19 protein-coding genes are annotated in these 18,991 nt (G+C 67.9%); 6 read left to right on the top strand and 13 right to left on the bottom strand.

The features are described from left to right. Window positions 1-41: 41 nt before the first annotated feature. Genes AB0H88_RS11875 through AB0H88_RS11865 form a run of 3 tightly spaced genes read right to left on the bottom strand, consistent with a single transcriptional unit; the run spans window position 42 to window position 2,922 of the window. Window positions 42-776: an SDR family oxidoreductase gene (locus AB0H88_RS11875; protein WP_357643387.1), complete on the bottom strand. Its 735-nt coding sequence runs from the start codon at window positions 774-776 to the stop codon at window positions 42-44. Beyond that, window positions 773-2,080 (bottom strand): L-fuconate dehydratase, encoded by a 1,308-nt coding sequence (locus AB0H88_RS11870; RefSeq protein WP_357643385.1) that lies wholly within the window; start codon window positions 2,078-2,080, stop codon window positions 773-775. Before AB0H88_RS11870 ends, AB0H88_RS11875 begins: the two co-directional genes overlap by 4 nt. Beyond that, window positions 2,077-2,922, bottom strand: coding sequence for a fumarylacetoacetate hydrolase family protein (locus AB0H88_RS11865; RefSeq protein ID WP_357643383.1), 846 nt, complete (start codon window positions 2,920-2,922; stop codon window positions 2,077-2,079). The genes AB0H88_RS11870 and AB0H88_RS11865 overlap by 4 nt, the downstream gene beginning before the upstream one ends. 777 nt (window positions 2,923-3,699) lie before the next feature. On the opposite strand from AB0H88_RS11865, the gene AB0H88_RS11860 reads away from it, so the two are divergent. After that, window positions 3,700-4,887, top strand: a complete 1,188-nt coding sequence (locus AB0H88_RS11860; protein WP_357643381.1) for a cytochrome P450 — start codon at window positions 3,700-3,702, stop codon at window positions 4,885-4,887. Between the two features lie 87 nt (window positions 4,888-4,974). On the opposite strand, the gene AB0H88_RS11855 is transcribed toward AB0H88_RS11860, so the two are convergent. The 4 genes from AB0H88_RS11855 to AB0H88_RS11840 all read right to left on the bottom strand — a co-directional run bounded on the left by AB0H88_RS11855 (window position 4,975) and on the right by AB0H88_RS11840 (window position 8,831). Further along, entirely contained in the window at window positions 4,975-5,475 is a 501-nt protein-coding gene (locus AB0H88_RS11855; protein WP_357643379.1) for a GNAT family N-acetyltransferase, read from the bottom strand. A 56-nt stretch (window positions 5,476-5,531) separates the two neighbouring features. After that, complete coding sequence (locus AB0H88_RS11850) at window positions 5,532-6,347, bottom strand: class I SAM-dependent methyltransferase (protein WP_357643377.1); 816 nt, start codon at window positions 6,345-6,347, stop codon at window positions 5,532-5,534. A 342-nt stretch (window positions 6,348-6,689) separates the two neighbouring features. Continuing rightward, window positions 6,690-8,273, bottom strand: a complete 1,584-nt coding sequence (locus AB0H88_RS11845; RefSeq protein ID WP_357643375.1) for an alpha/beta fold hydrolase — start codon at window positions 8,271-8,273, stop codon at window positions 6,690-6,692. Between the two features lie 171 nt (window positions 8,274-8,444). Further along, window positions 8,445-8,831 (bottom strand): helix-turn-helix domain-containing protein, encoded by a 387-nt coding sequence (locus AB0H88_RS11840; RefSeq protein ID WP_357643373.1) that lies wholly within the window; start codon window positions 8,829-8,831, stop codon window positions 8,445-8,447. 101 nt (window positions 8,832-8,932) lie between these two features. Here AB0H88_RS11840 and AB0H88_RS11835 point away from each other — a divergent pair, with 101 nt between their 5' ends. After that, complete coding sequence (locus AB0H88_RS11835) at window positions 8,933-9,595, top strand: NAD(P)-binding domain-containing protein (RefSeq protein WP_357643372.1); 663 nt, start codon at window positions 8,933-8,935, stop codon at window positions 9,593-9,595. Between the two features lie 329 nt (window positions 9,596-9,924). Here AB0H88_RS11835 and AB0H88_RS11830 read toward each other — a convergent pair whose 3' ends face one another. The 3 genes from AB0H88_RS11830 to AB0H88_RS11820 form a co-directional block, all read right to left on the bottom strand. Continuing rightward, window positions 9,925-10,416, bottom strand: a complete 492-nt coding sequence (locus AB0H88_RS11830) for an SMI1/KNR4 family protein (protein ID WP_357643370.1) — start codon at window positions 10,414-10,416, stop codon at window positions 9,925-9,927. After that, window positions 10,391-11,449, bottom strand: coding sequence for a DUF559 domain-containing protein (locus AB0H88_RS11825; RefSeq protein WP_357643368.1), 1,059 nt, complete (start codon window positions 11,447-11,449; stop codon window positions 10,391-10,393). The genes AB0H88_RS11830 and AB0H88_RS11825 overlap by 26 nt, the downstream gene beginning before the upstream one ends. 268 nt (window positions 11,450-11,717) lie before the next feature. Further along, window positions 11,718-12,578, bottom strand: a complete 861-nt coding sequence (locus AB0H88_RS11820) for an LLM class flavin-dependent oxidoreductase (protein WP_357643366.1) — start codon at window positions 12,576-12,578, stop codon at window positions 11,718-11,720. Window positions 12,579-12,663: 85 nt separating this feature from the next. Between AB0H88_RS11820 and AB0H88_RS11815 the strand changes: the two genes are divergently transcribed. Then, the gene (locus tag AB0H88_RS11815) at window positions 12,664-13,128 is read left to right on the top strand and encodes a MarR family transcriptional regulator (RefSeq protein ID WP_357643364.1); all 465 of its coding nucleotides are present in this window, start codon (window positions 12,664-12,666) and stop codon (window positions 13,126-13,128) included. On the opposite strand, the gene AB0H88_RS11810 is transcribed toward AB0H88_RS11815, so the two are convergent. The 3 genes from AB0H88_RS11810 to AB0H88_RS11800 form a co-directional block, all read right to left on the bottom strand. After that, window positions 13,125-13,955 (bottom strand): SRPBCC family protein, encoded by an 831-nt coding sequence (locus tag AB0H88_RS11810; RefSeq protein ID WP_357643362.1) that lies wholly within the window; start codon window positions 13,953-13,955, stop codon window positions 13,125-13,127. The genes AB0H88_RS11815 and AB0H88_RS11810 overlap by 4 nt on opposite strands. Further along, window positions 13,948-14,505, bottom strand: coding sequence for a helix-turn-helix domain-containing protein (locus AB0H88_RS11805; protein ID WP_357643360.1), 558 nt, complete (start codon window positions 14,503-14,505; stop codon window positions 13,948-13,950). Before AB0H88_RS11805 ends, AB0H88_RS11810 begins: the two co-directional genes overlap by 8 nt. Before the next feature lie 77 nt (window positions 14,506-14,582). After that, complete coding sequence (locus AB0H88_RS11800; protein ID WP_357643358.1) at window positions 14,583-15,605, bottom strand: GDP-mannose 4,6-dehydratase; 1,023 nt, start codon at window positions 15,603-15,605, stop codon at window positions 14,583-14,585. A 250-nt stretch (window positions 15,606-15,855) separates the two neighbouring features. Here AB0H88_RS11800 and AB0H88_RS11795 point away from each other — a divergent pair, with 250 nt between their 5' ends. The 3 genes from AB0H88_RS11795 to AB0H88_RS11785 are packed head-to-tail and all read left to right on the top strand — an operon-like array spanning window position 15,856 to window position 18,906. Beyond that, window positions 15,856-17,109 (top strand): glycosyltransferase family 4 protein, encoded by a 1,254-nt coding sequence (locus tag AB0H88_RS11795; protein WP_357643356.1) that lies wholly within the window; start codon window positions 15,856-15,858, stop codon window positions 17,107-17,109. A gap of 43 nt (window positions 17,110-17,152) precedes the next feature. Next, a complete protein-coding gene (locus tag AB0H88_RS11790; RefSeq protein WP_357643354.1) occupies window positions 17,153-17,869 on the top strand; it encodes a methyltransferase domain-containing protein in 717 nt (238 codons plus the stop codon). Continuing rightward, entirely contained in the window at window positions 17,866-18,906 is a 1,041-nt protein-coding gene (locus AB0H88_RS11785; RefSeq protein ID WP_357643352.1) for a prenyltransferase, read from the top strand. Before AB0H88_RS11790 ends, AB0H88_RS11785 begins: the two co-directional genes overlap by 4 nt. Window positions 18,907-18,991 lie beyond the last annotated feature (85 nt).

The following is an 18,991-nucleotide window of genomic DNA, read 5'->3' as shown; positions in this document are numbered from 1 at the left end:
TCGGCCGGCCTGGTTGTCCCGTTGGCCAGCCGTCGACTGGCTTAGTTGACCGGCCGGAGCCGCAGCCCCTGCATGCCGCCGTCCACCGCGAGCGAGGTGCCGGTCGTCGCGCCGGCCTCGGGCCCGGCCAGGTAGGCGATCGCCGCGGCCACCTCCTGCGCGCTGACCAGGCGGCCCATCGGCTGCCTGGCGTTCAGCGCCTGCCTCTCCGCCACCGGGTCGTCGGCGGCGTCGAGCAGCCTGCCGACCCACGGGGTGTCCGCTGTGCCGGGGTTGACGCAGTTGACCCTGATGCCCTCCCGTACGTGGTCCGCCGCCATCGCCAGCGTGAGCGACAGCACCGCGCCCTTGGTCGCGCTGTAGAGCGCCCGGTTCGGCAGGCCCGCGGTCGCCGCGATCGAGCACGTGTTGACCACCGCCGCGTGCTCCGACTTCCTGAGGTACGGCAACGCCGCCCGGGTCACGCGGACCATGCCGAACACGTTGACGTCGAACGCCCTCTGCCACTCGCTGTCGGGGTTGTCGGCGACCGTGCCCTGCGCCCCGATACCCGCGTTGTTGACCACGATGTCGATGCCGCCGAGCCGCTCGGCCGCCTCGGCCACGGCCGCGCGTACGCCGGCATCGTCCGTGACGTCCACCTTGATGCCGATGAACGGGTCACCGGGCGGGTTGATGTCGAAACAGGCGACCTTCATGCCGCGCTCGGCGAGCAACGTGGCCGTGGCGAGGCCGATACCGGCTCCGCCGCCCGTGACAATCGCTTTGAGACTCATGCGTCCCTCCAGACCTCGCCGCCGGGGAAAGTGTGGGCGGCGATCGATTCGGGGTGCATCGCCGCGCTGAAGCCCGGCGTGCTGGGGGCGGCGTACCGGCCGTCCTCGATGACCACGGGGTCGACGAAATGCTCGTGTAGGTGGTCGACGTACTCGATCACCCGGTTGTCCATCGTGCCGGTCACGGCCACGTAGTCGAACATCGACAGGTGCTGCACCAACTCGCACAGCCCCACGCCGCCGGCGTGCGGGCAGACGGGGATGCCGAACTTGGCCGCGAGCAGCAGGATCGCGATGTTCTCGTTAACACCGCCGACCCGAGCAGAGTCCAGTTGCAGGTACGAGATCGCGCCCGCTTGCAGGAGCTGCTTGAACACGATCCGGTTCTGCACGTGTTCGCCGGTGGCCACTGGGATGGGCTTGATGCCCGCGGCGATGGCGGCGTGGCCGAGCACGTCGTCGGGGCTGGTCGGCTCCTCCACCCAGTGCGGGTTGAACTGCTGGAGCGCGTTCACCCAGTCGATGGCCGCGCCTACGTCCCAGCGCTGGTTGGCGTCGATCGCGATGGGGAAGTCGGTCCCGCACACCTCGCGGGCCACCCGGAAACGTCGGATGTCGTCGTTGAGGTCGGCGCCCACCTTGAGCTTGATCTGGCCGAACCCCGCGTCGAGCGCCTCCTTGCACAGCCGGCGCAACTTGTCGTCGTCGTAGCCGAGCCAGCCCGGGGAGGTCGTGTAGGCGGGGTACCCCTCGCGCTTGATGTCCTCGACCCGCTTTTCCTTCCCATTTTCCGCCTTTTTCAGGATTTCTAGGGCCTGTTCGGGCGTCAGGGCGTCGCTCAGGTAGCGGAAGTCGATGAGATCGACGATCTCCTCGGGGGTCATCTCGGACAGCAGCAACCAGAGCGGCTTGCCCGCCCGCTTAGCCTTCAGATCCCACAGCGCGTTGACCACGGCGGAGATCGCCATGTGCATGACGCCCTTCTCGGGGCCCAGCCAGCGCAGCTGCGAGTCGTAGACCATCTCCTTGTAGAGGGCGCCCAGGTCCTCGACGTCCTTGCCGATCACATAGGACTCGAGCGCGCTGATCGCCGCGGTCTGCACGTCGTTGCCGCGCCCGATGGTGAACGCGAACCCGTGCCCCGCGTAGCCGTCATCGGTCTTGAGAATCACGTAGGCGGCGGAGTAGTCGGGGTCGGGGTTCATGGCGTCGGAGCCGTCCAGCTCCCGGGAGGTGGGGAAACGGATGTCGTGCGTCTCCAACTCCACGATCCGGTAGCTCTTTCGTTCCTCGGGAGCCGTCATGCCTGGCCCACCGTCTGGCGCTGGCGGCCGAGCCCCTCGATCTCCAGCTCCATCACGTCACCCGCGCGCAGGTACGGCTGGCCGGGCATCCCCATGGCGACGCCGGCCGGAGTGCCGGTGTTGATCACGTCACCCGGATCGAGCACCATGAACTGGCTCAGATACCGGACGATCTCCGCCACATCGAAGATCATGTTCTTGGTGACGCCGTCCTGGCGCACCTCGCCGTTCACCGACAGCCGCATGGTCAGGTTCTGCGGGTCGGCCACCTCATCGGCGGTCACCAGCCAAGGCCCGAGCGGATTGAACGTCTCGCACGACTTGCCCTTGTCCCACTGGCCACCCCGCTCCAGCTGGAACTCGCGCTCAGAGACATCGTTGGCCACCGCGTACCCCGCGATGACGTCGAGCGCCTCCTCCCGGCTGCCCAGGTAGCGGGCCCGCTTACCGACGATGACGGCCAGCTCCACCTCCCAGTCGGTCTTCAGGCTGTTCCGCGGTACGAGCACCTCGTCGTAGGGGCCGACCATGGTGTTGGCGGCCTTCATGAACACGACGGGCTCCGCCGGAACCTCCGCGCCGGACTCGGCCGCGTGGTCGCTGTAGTTCAGCCCGATACAGACGATCTTGCCCGGTCGCGCGACCGGAGCTCCGATTCGCAGCCCCTCGGCCGCGATCACGGGCAGCGCATCACGTTCGAGCGCGTCGCGGACGCGCGCCACTCCCCCGGAAGCGAGGAAAGCCCCATCGATCTCGGGCTCTCCGATGTCGCGCAGGTTACCGGCGCCGTCCATCACCACCGGACGCTCCTGGCCGACAGGTCCTACTCGCAGCAGCTTCACACCGCATCCTTAAGTTATACATCGGATGTATCTAGCATGATGCTGGTCGGCCTGGGTAGGGCCTGTCAAGCCTCCACGCGCGATACATCGGATCCATAGAGGCCGAGGGTGGTGCTTAAGTCGCATTACAAACGGTTGCAGTGGTCAACTGGGAACACCCCTTGCCCCCAGGCCCATGACACAGCCGCCACATACATCGGATGGCATGTCTTCCACATGCCGGACTCCTTTCCCCTGCGTAACGGGGAGATCCTCGGAGGTCTAGCATAAAGTGCCGGGCGGAGCCGAGGCTCACCCACCCCGCAGCCTTCCCCATGCGCCTCCATCGCAAGCCCCACTTAACGGGTAAACCTCCACCAATGGCCACCAAACACCCGATGAATCACGTACTGAGCCGTCCCACATCCCCCATGACCAGCCCCTCCCAACCCACCAACCACACCAACCCCAATCGAGAGCCATCCGGCAAGCGGTTGGAATGCCACCGCAGGCTGTAGGACGAGCCGTGGGAGGGCGCCTGAGAGAGAGCTGAGAGGGCAAGAGCTGGGCCGCTGGACGGATGCGCGGACAGGTTGGCATGATCATGGACGAGCAGACAAGGTGAGTCGGCCTCAGGCATGGCGGAGCCCGCTTGGGAGCGTCGGCGGGCTTGGATGGCGGGGATCGGGATGATGGCGGGGCGGGCGGTTGACTGAGACAGCGGTACGTAATAGAACACGTTTCAATAAGGTGCTTAACCAAGCGCTTGATCACTCCACAGGCCCGAGGTGAGCTCGAGTGCATATTGACCTCGTCGACCAGGACCGTTACGCAACCTCCGGCCCGCCACACGAGCAGTTGCGCTGGCTGCGCGACAACGATCCCGTACACCGGCACGAGGGCGAGCCCGACTTCTGGGCCGTCACCCGATATGACGATGTCGTACAGGTGTCTCGGCGCTCGGACCTCTTCTCCTCGTCCAGGAAACTGGCACTGTTCAACGAGGTCCCCGAGGAGCAGCGCGCACTGCAGCGGCTGATGATGCTCAACCAGGACCCGCCGGAGCACACGCGGCGGCGGTCGCTGGTCAACCGCGGCTTCACACCGCGCACGATCGGAGCGCTCGAACAGCACATCCGGGATATCTGCGACGACCTTCTCGACAAGTGCTCGGGCGAGGCAGACTTCGTCACCGAGGTGGCGGCTCCGTTGCCGCTCTACGTGATCTGCGAACTGCTCGGCGCCCCGGTCGCGGACCGGGACAAGATCTTCAACTGGTCGAACCGCATGATCGGCGCGCAGGATCCCGACTACGCCACCTCGGAGGACCAGGGCGGCGCGGCGGCCATGGAGGTGTACGCGTACGCCAACCAGCTGGCCGCCCAGCGCAAGGCGAACCCACGCGACGACATCGTCACCAAGCTCATCCAGCCGGATGAGAAGAGCGGTGAGACGCTCGGTGAGGATGAATTCGACCTGTTCGTCCTCCTGCTGGTGGTCGCCGGCAACGAGACCACCCGCAACGCGGCCTCCGGCGGAATGCTCGCCCTCTTCGAGCACCCTGAGCAGTGGCAGCGCCTGGTCGCGGACCCCACGCTGGCGGGCACGGCGTCCGACGAGATCGTCCGGTGGGTGTCACCGGTGAACCTGTTCCGGCGCACGGCCACGGCGGACACGGTGCTGGGTGGCCAGCAGATCCGCGAGGACGACAAGGTCGTGGTCTTCTACTCATCGGCGAACCGGGACACCTCCATTTTCCCCGATGCCGAGGTATTCGACATCGGCCGCAACCCGAACCCGCACATCGGGTTCGGAGGCGGTGGGGCGCACTTCTGCCTCGGCAATCACCTGGCGAAGCTGGAGCTGCGGGTGCTGTTCGAGCAACTGGCCCGGCGGTATCCCCGACTGCGGCAAACGGGAGAGGCGCGGCGCCTACGATCGAACTTCATCAACGGCATCAAGGAACTACCGGTCGTCATGGACTGACCCTGCATGGGCTGACCGCCGGTCGGCTGGCCCTTTCGGCCAGCCGGCCGCCCTGGGTGATCGCGAGCCAGCCGGCCCGGTAGGGCTCTACGACTGGGGTACCAAGTCGCACTGATACCAGTTGCCTGGCTTGCCGCCAAGGTCGGCCGGGCCAGCTGGGCCGACCAGGACGAACCCGGCTTTGGTCAGCACCTTCTGGGACGCGGCATTCGTGTGGGCGGCGGCCGCCCGTAGTGTGCGCAGACCGTGCCGCGACGCCGCCAGCCGGCACAGCTCCCGGACGGTCGCGGTCGCCACGCCGTGGCCGGCGACGTGCTGCGCCACCCGGTAGCCAAGGTCCGCGATGCGATCCTCGATGTCGACCAGGTTGAATCTGCCGAGCACCGAGCCGTCCTCGTCGATGAGTACGTAGAAGGCGCAGATGCCGGCCTCCTGCTCAGCCAGCAAGGCGGTGTACCGGTCGGTGAACTGGTCGAAGAAGTCGTCGCCGCGATCAGGGACCGAGGCAGCGAAGTAGGCGCGGTTCGCCAGCTCGAAGGCTAGGACCGCCGGGGCATGACCAGCATGCAGTTGCTTCAGCTCGGGCACCGCCCGACTCTACCCAGAGGGCGCACCGAGATCGCCTGAGTTAACCATCGGCCGCGTTAGAAGCGGAACCGCACGATGCGGGTGGACCGCTTCATGCCCGGCAGGAGGTTCAGGAGGCGGTATATGCGGCGTACGCTCGCGGGCGCCTTGGCCATCAGCACCGGCGAATCGAACATCGGCGCCTCGTCGACGTATTCGAGCCGCGGGTGCCAATCGGCCAGCTCTGCCGGGTCGTTGAAGCCGCAGTGGAACTGGGCGCCGTATTTGCGCAGCGTGGGATCCCATTTCGAGGTGCGCCACGCCCAGACCGGCACCGTGTCGAACTGTATTTGGCCGGCAGGGAAGGCGTCGACGACACTGGTCAGCAGCCGCCGGACGTCAGTCTCGGTCAGGTAGGGCACCAGTCCTTCGGCGATCACCAGCACCGGCCGCCCCCGAGGGATGCGTTCCAGCCAGGTCAGGTCGGTGACGGTGGAGTCGATCAGGGTGTAGTGCTCGCGGGGCGGCAGGAATTGTCGCCGCAGTTCGATGACGGAGGGGTAGTCCAGGTCGTACCAGTCGACGGTGGCGGGCGGGTCGATCCGGTACACCCGGGCATCGAGGCCACAGCCCAGATGCATTACCACCGCGTCGGGGTGATCGGCGAGGAAGCTTCGGGCCCAGTCGTCGTGGGCCTTGGTGCGCACCACGGCGACGAGGCCCATCTGGCTGGTGCCGAATCTGCGGTTGTCGTAGCCGGGGTCGAGGCGGCGCATCGCCCGCTCGGCGTATTCGTCGCCGAGAATCGGATCCGGCAGTCGGTTGTCCAGTGCTTTGGCCTTGAGGACGGGGCTGAGGGTTTTCTGCACTCCGACGAGTTCGGCGTCTTTCATGACAACCACACTAAACTTATTTCAAGAATTTCGTGAAGTCCGTGAATGACTTTCAACCGGGCTTGGCCGGGATGCAGAACTCGAACGCCCAGCTCGGCGTCCGCTATGCGAAGCCCGGCCGTCTGCTAGGCGCGAGAGTTCCAGCATTTCTCCGGCAAATTTCCGCCGCAAAGCCTCAACGGGCGCTTCCTTGGCTTCGGCCACGCCACCGAGAAGATACGGATCAATGACAGCGGGACCCGGCCGCGTGGCGTTAAGGCTGGCAAGGCCGAACGCTGTCACACGATTCACGATGGAGATCCTTTTCCTGGTTGCGGGAACATCGCGCCCGGGAACCTGCGGTCAGCTCGGGATTGCGCTCCCCTCGCAGCCTCTGTCGATCCGCCCCGTCTCGAAGTACCGCACCACGTCGGCGGCGCACTCGGGCACCCGGGTGGTCGACACGTGCACGTCGTCGGCGACCGTGTAGACGGTGCCGCCGATGGCGCGCCGTGTCTGCAACGTCCAGTCGTAGACGGACATGAACTCGTACAGGTGCCCCGCCAGTACCAGCGACCCGCTGCTCCGCTTCAACGTGGCCTGCTGTACCGGCAGCGGCCAGCCGGCACACATGACACCCAGTCCCCAGGACCGGCCGGTCGCCGGGTGGCGCTTCACGAGTTGCTGGTAGGCGCTCCAGGCGGTGTCGAAACCGGCCCGGCTGCTGTCCTCGTTGCAGGCGACCGCCCAGTTCATGGTCATGTTCAGCATTTCGGGTACGCCGGGTACGGGCGTCCCCATCATCGAAGCGCCCAACAACTCCTTGACGGTGGGCGGGGCATGGGTGCCCGTCGCCGTCCGCAGTTCGGCCAGTGCCTTGCCCGCGAGTACCCACTCGGTCGAGTTGCGCTTGGCCAGGTCGGCGACGGCCGAGCCGTCGATGGGCCGCGGCAGGTCGGTGTAGGTCTTGGGGCTCTTGTCATAGTCGCGCACCAGCTTGGCCACCTGCTCGCGCACCTGCCGGGCGGTGGCACCGAGACCATAGGTCTCATCGCGGCGGGCCAGCCAGGCGGCCATGCGCCCGAAGTCACGCTCAGCCGCCTCCGCGCTGTCCTTGACGTGCTCGTCGAAGCGGGTCCACGGCGGCGCCACGCTGTCCAGGAAGGCCCGTCCGGTGTGCTCGGGGAACAGGCTGCGGTACACCATGCCCAGGTAGGTGCCCCAGGAGAAGCCGAGCAGGTTGAGTTCGCGCTCACCCAGTGCGGCCCGTACCAGGTCCAGGTCCTTGGCCACGTTGGCGGTGGTGAGCTGACCGAGGAAGACGGGGTCGGAGCGTCCGCACTTCTGGTTGGCGGCGACTTGGCCGTCGTAGATCTTCCTGGCGGCCTCCTTAGTCAGCGCGCCCGGCTCCTGCGGGCCTCCTGGCAAGGTGGGGCAGGCGACCTTGGTGCTGTACCCGACCCCGCGCGGGTCGAAGCCGATGATGTCGTATCGCTCGTTGAGCTTGGCCATCTCCTCGTTCCTGAGCGCGGCCCGCAGGATCGGGTCCAGGTATCCGCTGTTGCCCGGCCCTCCCGGCAGGACGGCGGTGGCGCCGAGCCGGTGTGCCTTGTCGGTGGCGGCCAGCCGGGTCATCGCGATGTCGATCTTCCGCCCGCCGGGGTCGCGGTGGTTCAGCGGGACGCTGACCGTCCCGCACTCCAGACGTTTCATCAGCGCCCGGAAGGCCGGAAGCTGCTCCTGCGTGACGCGCAGGCTTCGGATCGCCTCATCGGAGTAGTTCGGGCAGGATTTCCATTGAACGGACGATACGCCGGAGCTCGGGCTGGGGTTCGCGGTGACACTCACGCTCAGGTCGGCCTCAGTGGTGGCGCCTGCTGTGGAAGGATGCGCCACCAGCCCCGCCAGTGCCAGTGCCAGTGCCGTCAGCGATCTTCGGTATGTCATGCGGACGAGTAATAACGCAGCGGTTGTTTCCCTACTGTTTCCAGGAAAATGGCCGCCGGACCGCAGGCTCTTCGCCCCGTCTCGAGGGGGACTCGTCTCCCCGGAAGGTGAACCCGAACATCACCTCAGTGTGCGGGTCAGCCGGCCGTGGAGGTCAGCCGGCCGTGCGGGTCAGCCGGCCGTGCGGGTGCAGTCGTCGTAGGCGGCCAGGACCGTGTCGGCGTGGCGGAAGGCCCAATCGCCTAGAGCACGGATCGGCACCAGCAGGTCCTTGCCCGCTTGGGTCAACTCGTACTCCACCCGCGGCGGGGCCTCGGCATAGCGTCGGCGTTCGACCAGGCCACAGCGTTCCATGCGACGCAGGGTCTGAGTGAGCACCTTCTGGCTGATGCCACCGATCTCCCGGCGGAGTCGGCCGGGGCGCATGGGCCCCTCCTTGAGGGCGAACACCACCACCGGCAGCCAGGCATGGGCGAACAGGTCCACGGCCAGACGGGCCGGACAGTCGGCGACGAAGTCGCCGTAGGGCTCAAACGGAGCGTCGTCGTGGTGGTCCACATTCGCCAGTCTCCCGCATCCGTTGGACACCTGGAGGTGCCTATCGGTACGCCTACTGTCGTCGCGGGAAGCTGCAGTTCAGGCGAGGAAAAGGGAAAGACATGCGTATTGGCATACTCGGGGCCGGGCAGATGGCCGAGGCGCTGGGATCGGGCTGGGCGCGGACTGGGCACGAGGTGATGGTCGGCGCACGGTCGCAGGAGAAGGCACGCAATCTGGCCGAGGCGATCGGGGCGGGCGCCTGTGGCGGTGATCTGCGGGCCGCCGCGGAGCACGGCGAGGCGTTGCTGCTGGCCGTACCGGCCTTGTCGGTGGACGGGGTTCTCGCCGAGGTCGGCGCGGCGGACGGCGCGTTGGCCGGGCGGACGCTGATCGACTGCACCAACGCCTACGAGCCTGACGCGTTCACCGACGCGCCGAACTCGTTCCTCCTGGCCGACGACGCGGTGTCCGAGCGGGTGGCCCGGCTGGCCCCTGGGGCGGGGGTTGTCAAGGCGTTCAACATGTGCGCCGCGGAGGTATGGACCGCCCACGCAGGGCGCGGGCTGGGGGTGCCGCTGTGCGGCGACGATGAGCGGGCCGTGAAGGTGGTCGCCGGTCTGGTGAGCGATCTGGGATTCGAGCCGGTACGGGCAGGTGGGCTGAGGCGGGCGCGATACCTGGAAGCCGTGAGTGTGTTCGTGGTCGGCTTGTGGTTCGCCGGGTATGACGCCCGCCAGATGCTGCCGCCTCTTCAGGAGGCCTTCGCCCACTCTGACGCCTGACATCGACCCGTTCATGGGTTTTGGGAGGGGGCATCCCTTGGATGAGTCCCAGTCTTGGGTGCCGGGTGAATCCCTTGGTGGGGTTCGCGTCTCTTATACCTGTACCCGACAACAGCGTCGGCGGGGGCCGCGCAATCCAGACCATATCGATGGGCCGGGTGCGGCGCTCCTGCATAGATGGCCGGTGCGAACTGACCGTGGCCCACTCTGCTGGATCGCATCACGCCGACGAAAGCTCGTAAACCGGCGCCGCAGACCTAGTTGTCCGGTCTCTCAGAAATCATGTCGGTAGGTCCCGGCGCCTCTACCGGATGGCGATGTGCGCCATGTCAGGGAGTTGGGAGAAAACGCCTGACACCCGCGGGCGCAACCTCCGGATTTTCGGTGCTCCACCACAGCTCGCCGTCGACCGTCAGGTACGGCACCCAGTAGCGCACCGGGGCGCCCGCGGCGAGCGCGTCGGCCACCTCGGTGAGGTAGGCGCCGAGCGTCGGCCAGGCAGCATCGAAGTCGCCGAGGCCGTCGTGCGCGGTCAAACCGACCCGCCCGTACCCGGGCCCGGGTCGCAGGTCGATCACCTGCGCATCGCCGTCCGCGGCGGCAAACGGTATCCATCGCTCGTGCCACCACGGTTCGGCGCCCGGCCGGTGCGGGGTGAGTCCGTCGACGCTCGCGGCGACGTCCATGCACGCGCGCCAGTGGTCGACGATGCCGGCGGTCGACAGCGGCGGCCCTTCGGGCAGGATGTTCGCCCAGATGCGTTGGCCGTCGTGGCGGCTCAGCGACTCGACGAGCTCAGGCGGAAAGGCGAGTCCCAGCACGGCTTCGGCGGCAGCGACGTCGGCCGGGGCGGCGGGTGGGGCCAGAGCGGCCGCGCTGGCCGGGGCATGCCGCGCCAGCCACTCCTCGATCCGCGCCCACGCTTCCGTCACCATGCCCACACACCCTAGCCTCGCTCGTCCGAGGACCAGCACCCCTTGACCGCACACAACGTACAACGCGACGTTCGGAATGGTCTGATGGTTGATGTGCTGTAAGGGCGGCCTCGCCCGCATCAGGTAACCGTCGACGGCGGCGGGCGGCTCTGATGCGGGAGAGGATGCGGATCGTCTGGCGGGCGCCTGGTTGCCAGCCCTGCTGGATGAGGGTGTCCGCCACCTGGTGGAGGAGGTCGGCGGTCTGACCGGGGAACACGTCTCGGCGGACGGCGATGATCCGCCAGCCGAGGCTGCGTAGCTCTGTGCGGCGCTGCTCGTCGCGGAGCTGGTCGGCGGGCGACGTGTGGTGTTGCTGACCGTCGTACTCGACCGCCACCTGGAACTCCGGGCAGCCGAGGTCGAGGTAGGCGAAGCGGTTGTCCGCCAGGAGAACGCGAATCTGGGTCGTCGGTCTGGGAAGGCCGCCGTCCACAAGGATCACGCGCAGCCGGCTCTCCCTGGGCGAACCGGCGCCCCGGTCGGCGAGGCTGAGCGTGTCGCGTAGGTGCCATGAAGTGGACTGGTGCCAGAGGGCCTCCAGATCCACTCCGTGACGGAGGAACTGGTCCAGGGCGGCCACGGCCTCCAGGCGGGGAAGCCAGCGGACGCAGTCGAGGGCCGTGCGCTCCCGGGTGGTGAGACGGACACCCTTGTGCTCCGTGATGTCGTCGGCGGGCAGGGTGGTCACGTGGGTGACGCAGCCGGGGATCGCCAGGTGGCCGGGGGCGATGAGCTCCACCGGCCAGTCGTCTTCGGTGGTGTCGAGGCTCAGTACGTGCAGGCCCCAGATGTGGGCGGCTGTCCGGCGGCAGGCGACCGCTTGGGGAATCAGCCGCGTAATGTGCTGGGCACGTTGGAGCAGCGAGGGTTCGTACACGCCGTTCAGAATGAGGGAGCAGGCGATGGGCAACAGGCGCCGAATCCGATTCTGTGGATGAAACAGATCACTCACAAGCCACGGAGTAGTTGATCAGCGATCGCCCGTTGGGAAGTTGATCCGCCTCTCACGGCCGCGCGATCGGAGCCCGCTGCCGATCTGGGCCGATCCTTGCCGGCGAGGAAAGCATGAGCGTGCGGCATGATCTTTTGTGTAGCCGATATCTCAGCCGATCCGGGATTACCGGGCTTGTGGTGGATCTTAAGTGCTATGTAGAGAATGCGCGCAATGCCGGAAGGACGTCGGTCGCGAGTCGTTCCATCTGCTCCCGGAAGTCCGCTCCCACAGGCATGAGGTTCAACGAGGTGAACCCCAGCCGGACGAACTCCAGCAACTTCTCCACCACCTCCTCCGACGAACCCGCCACCGTAGAGGAGGACGAGGACCCGCCCACCGAAACCGGCACGTTGTACACGCACTCCACCTCCCGCCCCACCCGCCCAGCGGACGCCAGCACCCGATCCCGCATACCCGCCGCCACCGAAGGCGGGGCGAACCCCAGCGAAGGGATCCACCCGTCCGCCAGTTCCCCGGTCGCCGCCAGCGCCCGGTTGCCGTACGTGCCCAACCAAATGGGGATCGGGCTGTCAGGCTTGGGCTCCAGCGAGGCGTCGAGCGTGTGATACCGGTCGCCCTCGTACGTGAGCGACGGAGACGACCACAGCCCCCGGATGATGTGAATCGCCTCCACCATCCCGTCGACCTTCTCCCGCGGCGTCGGCACGCCCAGCCCGAACGCCCGGAACTCCTCGTCCGAATAGCCGCCGCCGAGCCCCAGGATCAGGCGTCCGCCCGAGAGCCGGTGCAGCGACTCCGCCATCTTGGCCACCATCGCCGGCGGCCGGTACGGCACCCCGAGGACCCGCGTGGCGACGCGGATCCGCGAGGTGGCGGCGGCGATCCAGGTGAGCAGGGTCCAGATCTCGTACGTCGGCGACGTCCCACACGGATGGTCGGACGTCGACACGAAGTCGAACCCGAGCTCCTCGGCCAGCCGCGCGTCCCCGACCGGATCGGCACCGGGAGCCGCCGAGGCCGAAATACCCACACCGAACATCGCACCCGACATCGCGTCCGCCTCCAACTATTTCGTTTACATGGAACCTAAATCCAGAGTTGGTTACACGTCAACTAAGTAAGCTAATCTGGGCGGCATGGGTGACCCGCGTTGGTTGGATGAGGCGGAGTTCCGGGCCTGGCTCGGCTACCGCCGGATGCGGCTGCTCCTGGACGCCCAGGTGAGCCGTGATCTGCTGCGCGACTCGGGATTGTCGGCGCCCGACTACGACGTGCTGTCGTCCCTGTCGTCGGCCGAGGGGCACCGGTGGCGGCTCACCAAGCTGGCCGAGCGGATGCTCTGGTCGAAGAGCCGGCTGTCGCGGCACATCTCACGGATGGAACAACGCGGCCTGGTGACCCGGGAAGAGTGCGAGACGGACGGCCGCGGCGCCGTGATCGTGCTGACCGAGGAGGGGCTGCGGGCCATCGAGGTGGCGGCTCCCGATCATGTGGAGTCGGTACGCCGCCACTTCATCGACCTGTTGACGCCGGAGCAGATCGAGGTTCTGGGGGCCGTCGCGGAGACCGTACTGAGCCACCTGGGTGAGAACGGCGACTAGGACACCCAGATGGGGGTCCAGCCGGCGACTTCGTGGAAGCGGCGCAGCTCGGAGAGCCCGGACAGGATGCCGCTCCAGCTCGCGTACGGCGGGCGGTCGAAGCCGCTGTGCACGATCATGAGCCGCGTCTTGCCGCCGGACTCCGCCAGCTCCCAGGTGCCGATCCCGACGCCGCCCCAGTCGACCGACAGCCGACGCCCCGGCTCCAGCTCGACGATCTTCGCCGGCTGGTCGTTGTTCGCCAGCCCGCCCATGGCGAAGCGACCGCCGACGTACGGCTCGATCTCGATCGGGAAGCCGAACCAGCGGGTCACCGACTCCGAGTCGATCAGTGAGTCGAAGACCTTCTCCGCCGACGCCGCGATCAGCACCTCCGCCCGCAGGTCGGAGGAGGTGAAGTCGGCTTTCGGGGTGAGCGGGCGGCCTTCCATGTGCTCGGCCAGGTTGGCCAGCATGAGGCACCAGTACGTCTGGATCACGCCGCGGATCGTCGTCCCGGTGAGCGCCTCCTGGAAGTCGAAGTGGGTCTGCGAGACGGACACGATCGTCGTCTCGGGGCCCTCCTCCTCCAGGCCGAACTCGACCGTGGTGTCCACACCGTCCAGCAGCCAGGAGAAGCGCACCGTGTGGTCGTCGACGTGCAGGAGCCGCTGGTGCGGCGCGTCGCCTTCGGGGGTGTGGCGGCCCCAGAACTCATAGCGGTCCGGCAGCTCCACCTCGGCGTGCTCGGCCAGCCAGAGCCGCATCGTCGCGGCGTCGGTCAGCGCGTGGTGCACCTCCTTCACCGGTGCCTGGACGCGGGCGCGGACGGTCATCGGCTCACTCATGTTCGTCTCCCTTGGGGTAGCAGGCGACGGCGAGCTTGAAGGCGTCGCCTTCAGCCCCCCCGTACCTCGTGAACAGGTCCTGCAGCATCCCCTGCAGCTCGTGCAGGAACTCCTGACGATCCTCGGGGCGCACGTGGATCTCCCCCGACAGCCCGATCGACGGCAGCTCCGTCGCGGTCCTGTCGAGGCTCGCGATGTCGGACTGAACCTCCTCCATGAGGTCCAGCAGGTAGCCCAGGCTCAGCTCGTCCTGCGCCCTGCGCACGCCGATCCGGCCGACCAGGCGGGGTGACAGCCAGTACGAGCGCGCGCCGGCCTGGTAGATGCCCTCGTGGACACCGCGCACTTTCCGCTCCGACACCAGGTCGACCAGGCCGGCGTCCACCAGCCGTTTGACGTGGTAGTAGACGCGCTGCGGCGTCTGGCCGAGCCGGGCCGCGACCTCGGTGCAGGTGCGCGGCTCGGCCAGTTGCCGCAGCACCTCGACGCGCTGCGGCTTGAGCAGCGCCTCGGCCTGCTCGATCTGTTCCAGATACAGGACATCTCTCATCGCAAAAACTATCCTTTATGTAAAACAGTATTTTGTCAATGGGGCATGCTCGAAGGAGCACCGTCGATCGGGGTGGATCAGGGCCAGGAACTGTCCTGGTCGGGGTCGCCGCCGTTCGACAGCAGGCGCAGGTCGGCTTCGACCATCGTCGCCACCAGCTCGTCGAACGACATCGTCGGCTCCCAGCCGAGCTGCACCCGGGCCTTCTTCGGGTCCGCGCAGAGCAGGTCGACCTCGGCGGGCCGATGCAGGGCCTGGTCGGTGACGACGTACTGCTCCCAGTCGAGGGAGGCCGCCGCGAAGGCGGCCTCGACCAGCTCCCGGACCGACTTCATGCGCCCGGTGCCGATCACGTAGTCCTCGGGGGTGCCGGCCTGGAGCATGAGGTGCATGGCCCGTACGTAGTCACCCGCGAAGCCCCAGTCCCGCCTGGCCTCCAGGTTGCCGAGCCGGAGTTCGGTGTCGAGGCCGAGCTTGATGCGCGCCACGCCGAGCGAGACCTTGCGGGTGACGAACTCGGCGCCACGCCGGGGCGACTCGTGGTTGAACAGGATGCCGGAGACGGCGTACATGCCGTAGGACTCGCGGTAGTTCTGCGTGAGGAAGTGCCCGTACGCCTTGGCCACGCCGTACGGCGAGCGCGGGTGGAAGGCGGTGCGCTCCGTCTGCGGCGTCTCGCTGACCTGGCCGAACATTTCAGAGGACGAAGCCTGATAAAAGCGGATCTGGCCGGAGGCGGCGCTGCCGCGCGACACGCCGGAGCACACCCGGATGGCCTCCAGCATCCGCAGCACGCCCATCCCGGTCACCTCGGCCGTGAGCTCCGCCTGCTCCCATGACATGGGCACGAACGAGATGGCCCCGAGGTTGTAGACCTCGTCGGGCTGAACCCGTTCCACGGCCGAGATCAGCGATCCCTGGTCGAGCAGGTCGCCGCGCACCACCTGGACATCGGCCAGCAGCTTGCGCAGCCGCGACACGCGCGGGTTGGCCTGACCTCGCGCCAGGCCCCATACCTCGTACCCCTGACCGAGCAGGTACTCCGCCAAATAGGAACCGTCCTGGCCGGTGATGCCGGTGATCAGAGCGCGCCTGGCCAAGGGGTCCTCCCACTATCACGACCGCGTCCGTTTGGACGGGAATGTACAGCTAAGCGCCTCGATGCAGCACCAAAGCCCCCTAGAACACGTTCCACCGAACCGCGCTCGGTCGTGCCAACATCGCAGTTCGCACGGCCTTTGGCGGGAGTTGTGAACAATTCCAGGTGACCTACCGAATGGTAGCCTTCTCGGACTAAGGTCATCTTCACGGTACACGCCCATCTCTGGGTGCATACCGGGCTAGAAAGGGGTGTCCGTGAGCGACACGCTGCGGATCGCGCTGCTGTCCTACCGCAGCAAGCCGACCTGTGGTGGCCAGGGCGTCTACCTCCGCCACCTGAGTCGCGAGCTGGTCGCCCTGGGCCATCACGTCGAGGTGTTCTCCGGCCAGCCGTACCCTGAGCTGGACGAGGGCGTGATCCTGCAGAAGGTGCCGAGCCTCGACCTCTACCGCGACGAGGACCCGTTCAGGACGCCGAAGCTGCACGAGTACCGCGACTGGATCGACTGGCTGGAAGTCGGCACGATGTGGACCGCCGGATTCCCCGAGCCGCTGACGTTCACGCTGCGGGCGCACCGCGCGCTGAAGAAGCGGGTGGGCGACTTCGACGTCGTCCAGGACAACCAGACGCTCGGCTACGGCCTGCTCGGCATCCAGAAGCTGTTCCCGGTGGTCGGCACGATCCACCACCCGATCAGCGTGGACCGGCGCATCGAGCTGGAGGCGGCCACCGGCGCCAAGAAGCTGACCATGCGCCGCTGGTACGCCTTCGTGAAGATGCAGGCCAAGGTCGCGCCCCGCCTGAGCCCGATCCTGACCGTCAGCGAGTCGTCGCTGGCCGACATCCACCGCGACTTCAACGTCCCGCAGGCGAACATGCGCCTGATCCCGCTCGGCGTCGACACCCGCTACTTCCACCCGCGCCCGGACAAGCCCCGGCGCAAGGGCTCGATCGTGGCGGTGGCCAGCGCCGACTCCCCCATGAAGGGCGTCTCCACACTGCTGCGGGCGGTGGCCAAGCTGGCCACCGAGCGCGACGTCAACCTCACGGTGGTCAGCAAGCCGACCCCCGGCGGGCCCACCGAGCAGCTCGTACAGGAGCTGTCGCTGCAGGACCGGGTCCGCTTCGTGCACGGCATCTCCGACGACGAGCTGGGCGAGCTGATCGCCACCTCGGAGGTCTCCGTGGTGCCGTCGCTGTACGAGGGGTTCTCGCTGCCGGCCGTCGAGCACATGGCCTGCGCCACTCCGCTGGTCGCCAGCCGTACCGGGGCGCTGCCCGAGGTGGTGGGGGACGCCGCGATCCAGGTCGCGCCCGGCGACGCCGAGGAGCTGGCCGCGGTGCTGCGCCGCCTGCACGACTCCCCCGAGGAGCGCGAGCGGGTGGGCAAGGCCGGATACGACCGGGTCATGGAGCGTTACACCTGGCGCGTCGTCGCCCAGAGAACCGTCGAGGCGTACCGCGAGGCCATCGCGGCCCGCCGTACTCGTCGTACCCGCTGACCGAACGTCCGAGGCCCTGACCCAACTTCAAGGAGATCGATAAGTGCTGACGGTGGACTTCGCCCGGCTGCCGGTCGGGCCCGGCGTACGCGTGCTCGACCTGGGTTGCGGCGGCGGCCGGCATGCCTTCGAGGTACTGCGCCGGGGCGCGGACGTGGTCGCCTTCGACATGGACCAGTCCGAGCTGGACAGCGTGGCGGCCATGTTCGTGGCGATGGACAAGGCGGGTGAGGTGCCGCCCGGCGCCGGCGGTGAGACCGTTCAGGGTACGGCTCTGGACATGCCGTTCGAGGAGGGCTCTTTCGACCGGGTCATCGCGGCCGAGGTGCTGGAGCACATCCCCGACGACATGGCCGCGATGCGGGAGATCTTCCGGGTGCTCAAGCCCGGCGGCACCGCCGCGATCACCGTGCCGAGCTTCCTGCCCGAGCGGATCTGCTGGGCGCTGGACGAGGACTACCACACGGCCCCCGGCGGACATGTCCGGATCTATACGTTGGCTGAGCTGTCGGCCAAGCTGAAGTCCATCGGCTTCCACATCGGCCCCCACCACCACGCCCACGGGCTGCACGCCCCGTACTGGTGGATCAAGTGCGCGGTCGGCGTCAACAACGACGACCATCCGCTCGCCAAGGCGTACCACGAGCTGCTGGTCTGGGACATCATGAAGCGCCCGCCGCTCACCCGGCTGGCCGAGAACCTGCTCAACCCGCTCATCGGCAAGAGCGTGGTGCTCTACGTCAGGAAGCCCGCCGCGTGATCTCACGCGAGGAGGCCGTACGGACGGCCTTGAGCATCTCGGCGATCCAGAGCGACGACGGCGGCGTGCCCTGGCCGGAAGGCCACGTGGACGCGTGGAACCACGTCGAGTGCCTGATGGCGATGACCGTGGCGGGCCTGCGCGACCCCGTCGCGTGCGGCTACGACTGGCTGGCCCGGCACCAGCGCGACGACGGCTCGTGGGCGATGAAGCTGGTCGACGGCGTCGCCACCGAGCAGGGCGGCGAGTCGAACCACGCCGCCTATGTCGCCGTGGGCGTCTGGCACCATCACCTGGTGACGGGCGACCAGGAGTGCACCGAGCTCAGGTGGCCGATGGTCAAGAGGGCGCTCGACTATGTGGTGGGGCTCCAGACCGAGCGCGGCGAGGTCGTCTGGGAGCGCGACGCCCAGGGCCGGGCCTCCTCCTACGCGCTGCTCACCGGCTGCTCGTCGATCCACCAGGGGCTGCGCTGCGGCGTCCTGCTGGCCGACCACTTGGCAGACCCGCAGCCGCACTGGGAGCTGGCCGCCGACCGCCTGGCCCACGTGCTGGCCGCGCACCCGGAGGCGTTCGCCGACAAGAGCCGCTACTCCATGGACTGGTACTACCCCGTGCTCGGCGGCGCCGTCCGGGGCGCGGCAGCGCAGGAGCTGCTGGAGCGGGAGTGGGGCACGTTCGTGGTGCCGGGGCTGGGGATCCGGTGCGTGTCGGACCAGCCGTGGGTGACCGGGGCGGAGACGTGCGAGCTGGCGCTGGCCCTCGACGCGCTGGGCGACCGCGACCGGGCCGCCCGGCTGTTCGCCGACGTCCAGCACCTGCGCCATGAGGACGGGTCGTACTGGACGGGCTGGCAGTTCGCCAACCAGCGGCACTTCCCACATGAGCGGAGCGGATATACCGCCGCGGCGGCGGTGCTCGCGGCAGACGCGTTGTCCGCCTTCTCCCCGGGAGCGGGGATCTTCCGCGACATCAGCGCCCCCTCCGTCTCCCCAGCCGACCCGCACCTGTGTGGTTGCACGCCCGCTCGCGCCTGACAAGTGCGTGGCACGCCCGCTCGGGCGTGATCGTGCCCGGGTACGCAAGTGCTTTTGCGGGTTCTTTGCCGGGAAATGCGGAGCG

Origin of the sequence: Nonomuraea sp. NPDC050680, assembly GCF_040654555.1 — a bacterium.
GTDB lineage: Bacteria > Actinomycetota > Actinomycetes > Streptosporangiales > Streptosporangiaceae > Nonomuraea.
Note: the sequence above shows the minus strand (reverse complement) of the source record. Positions and strands in the feature narration are given on the sequence as shown.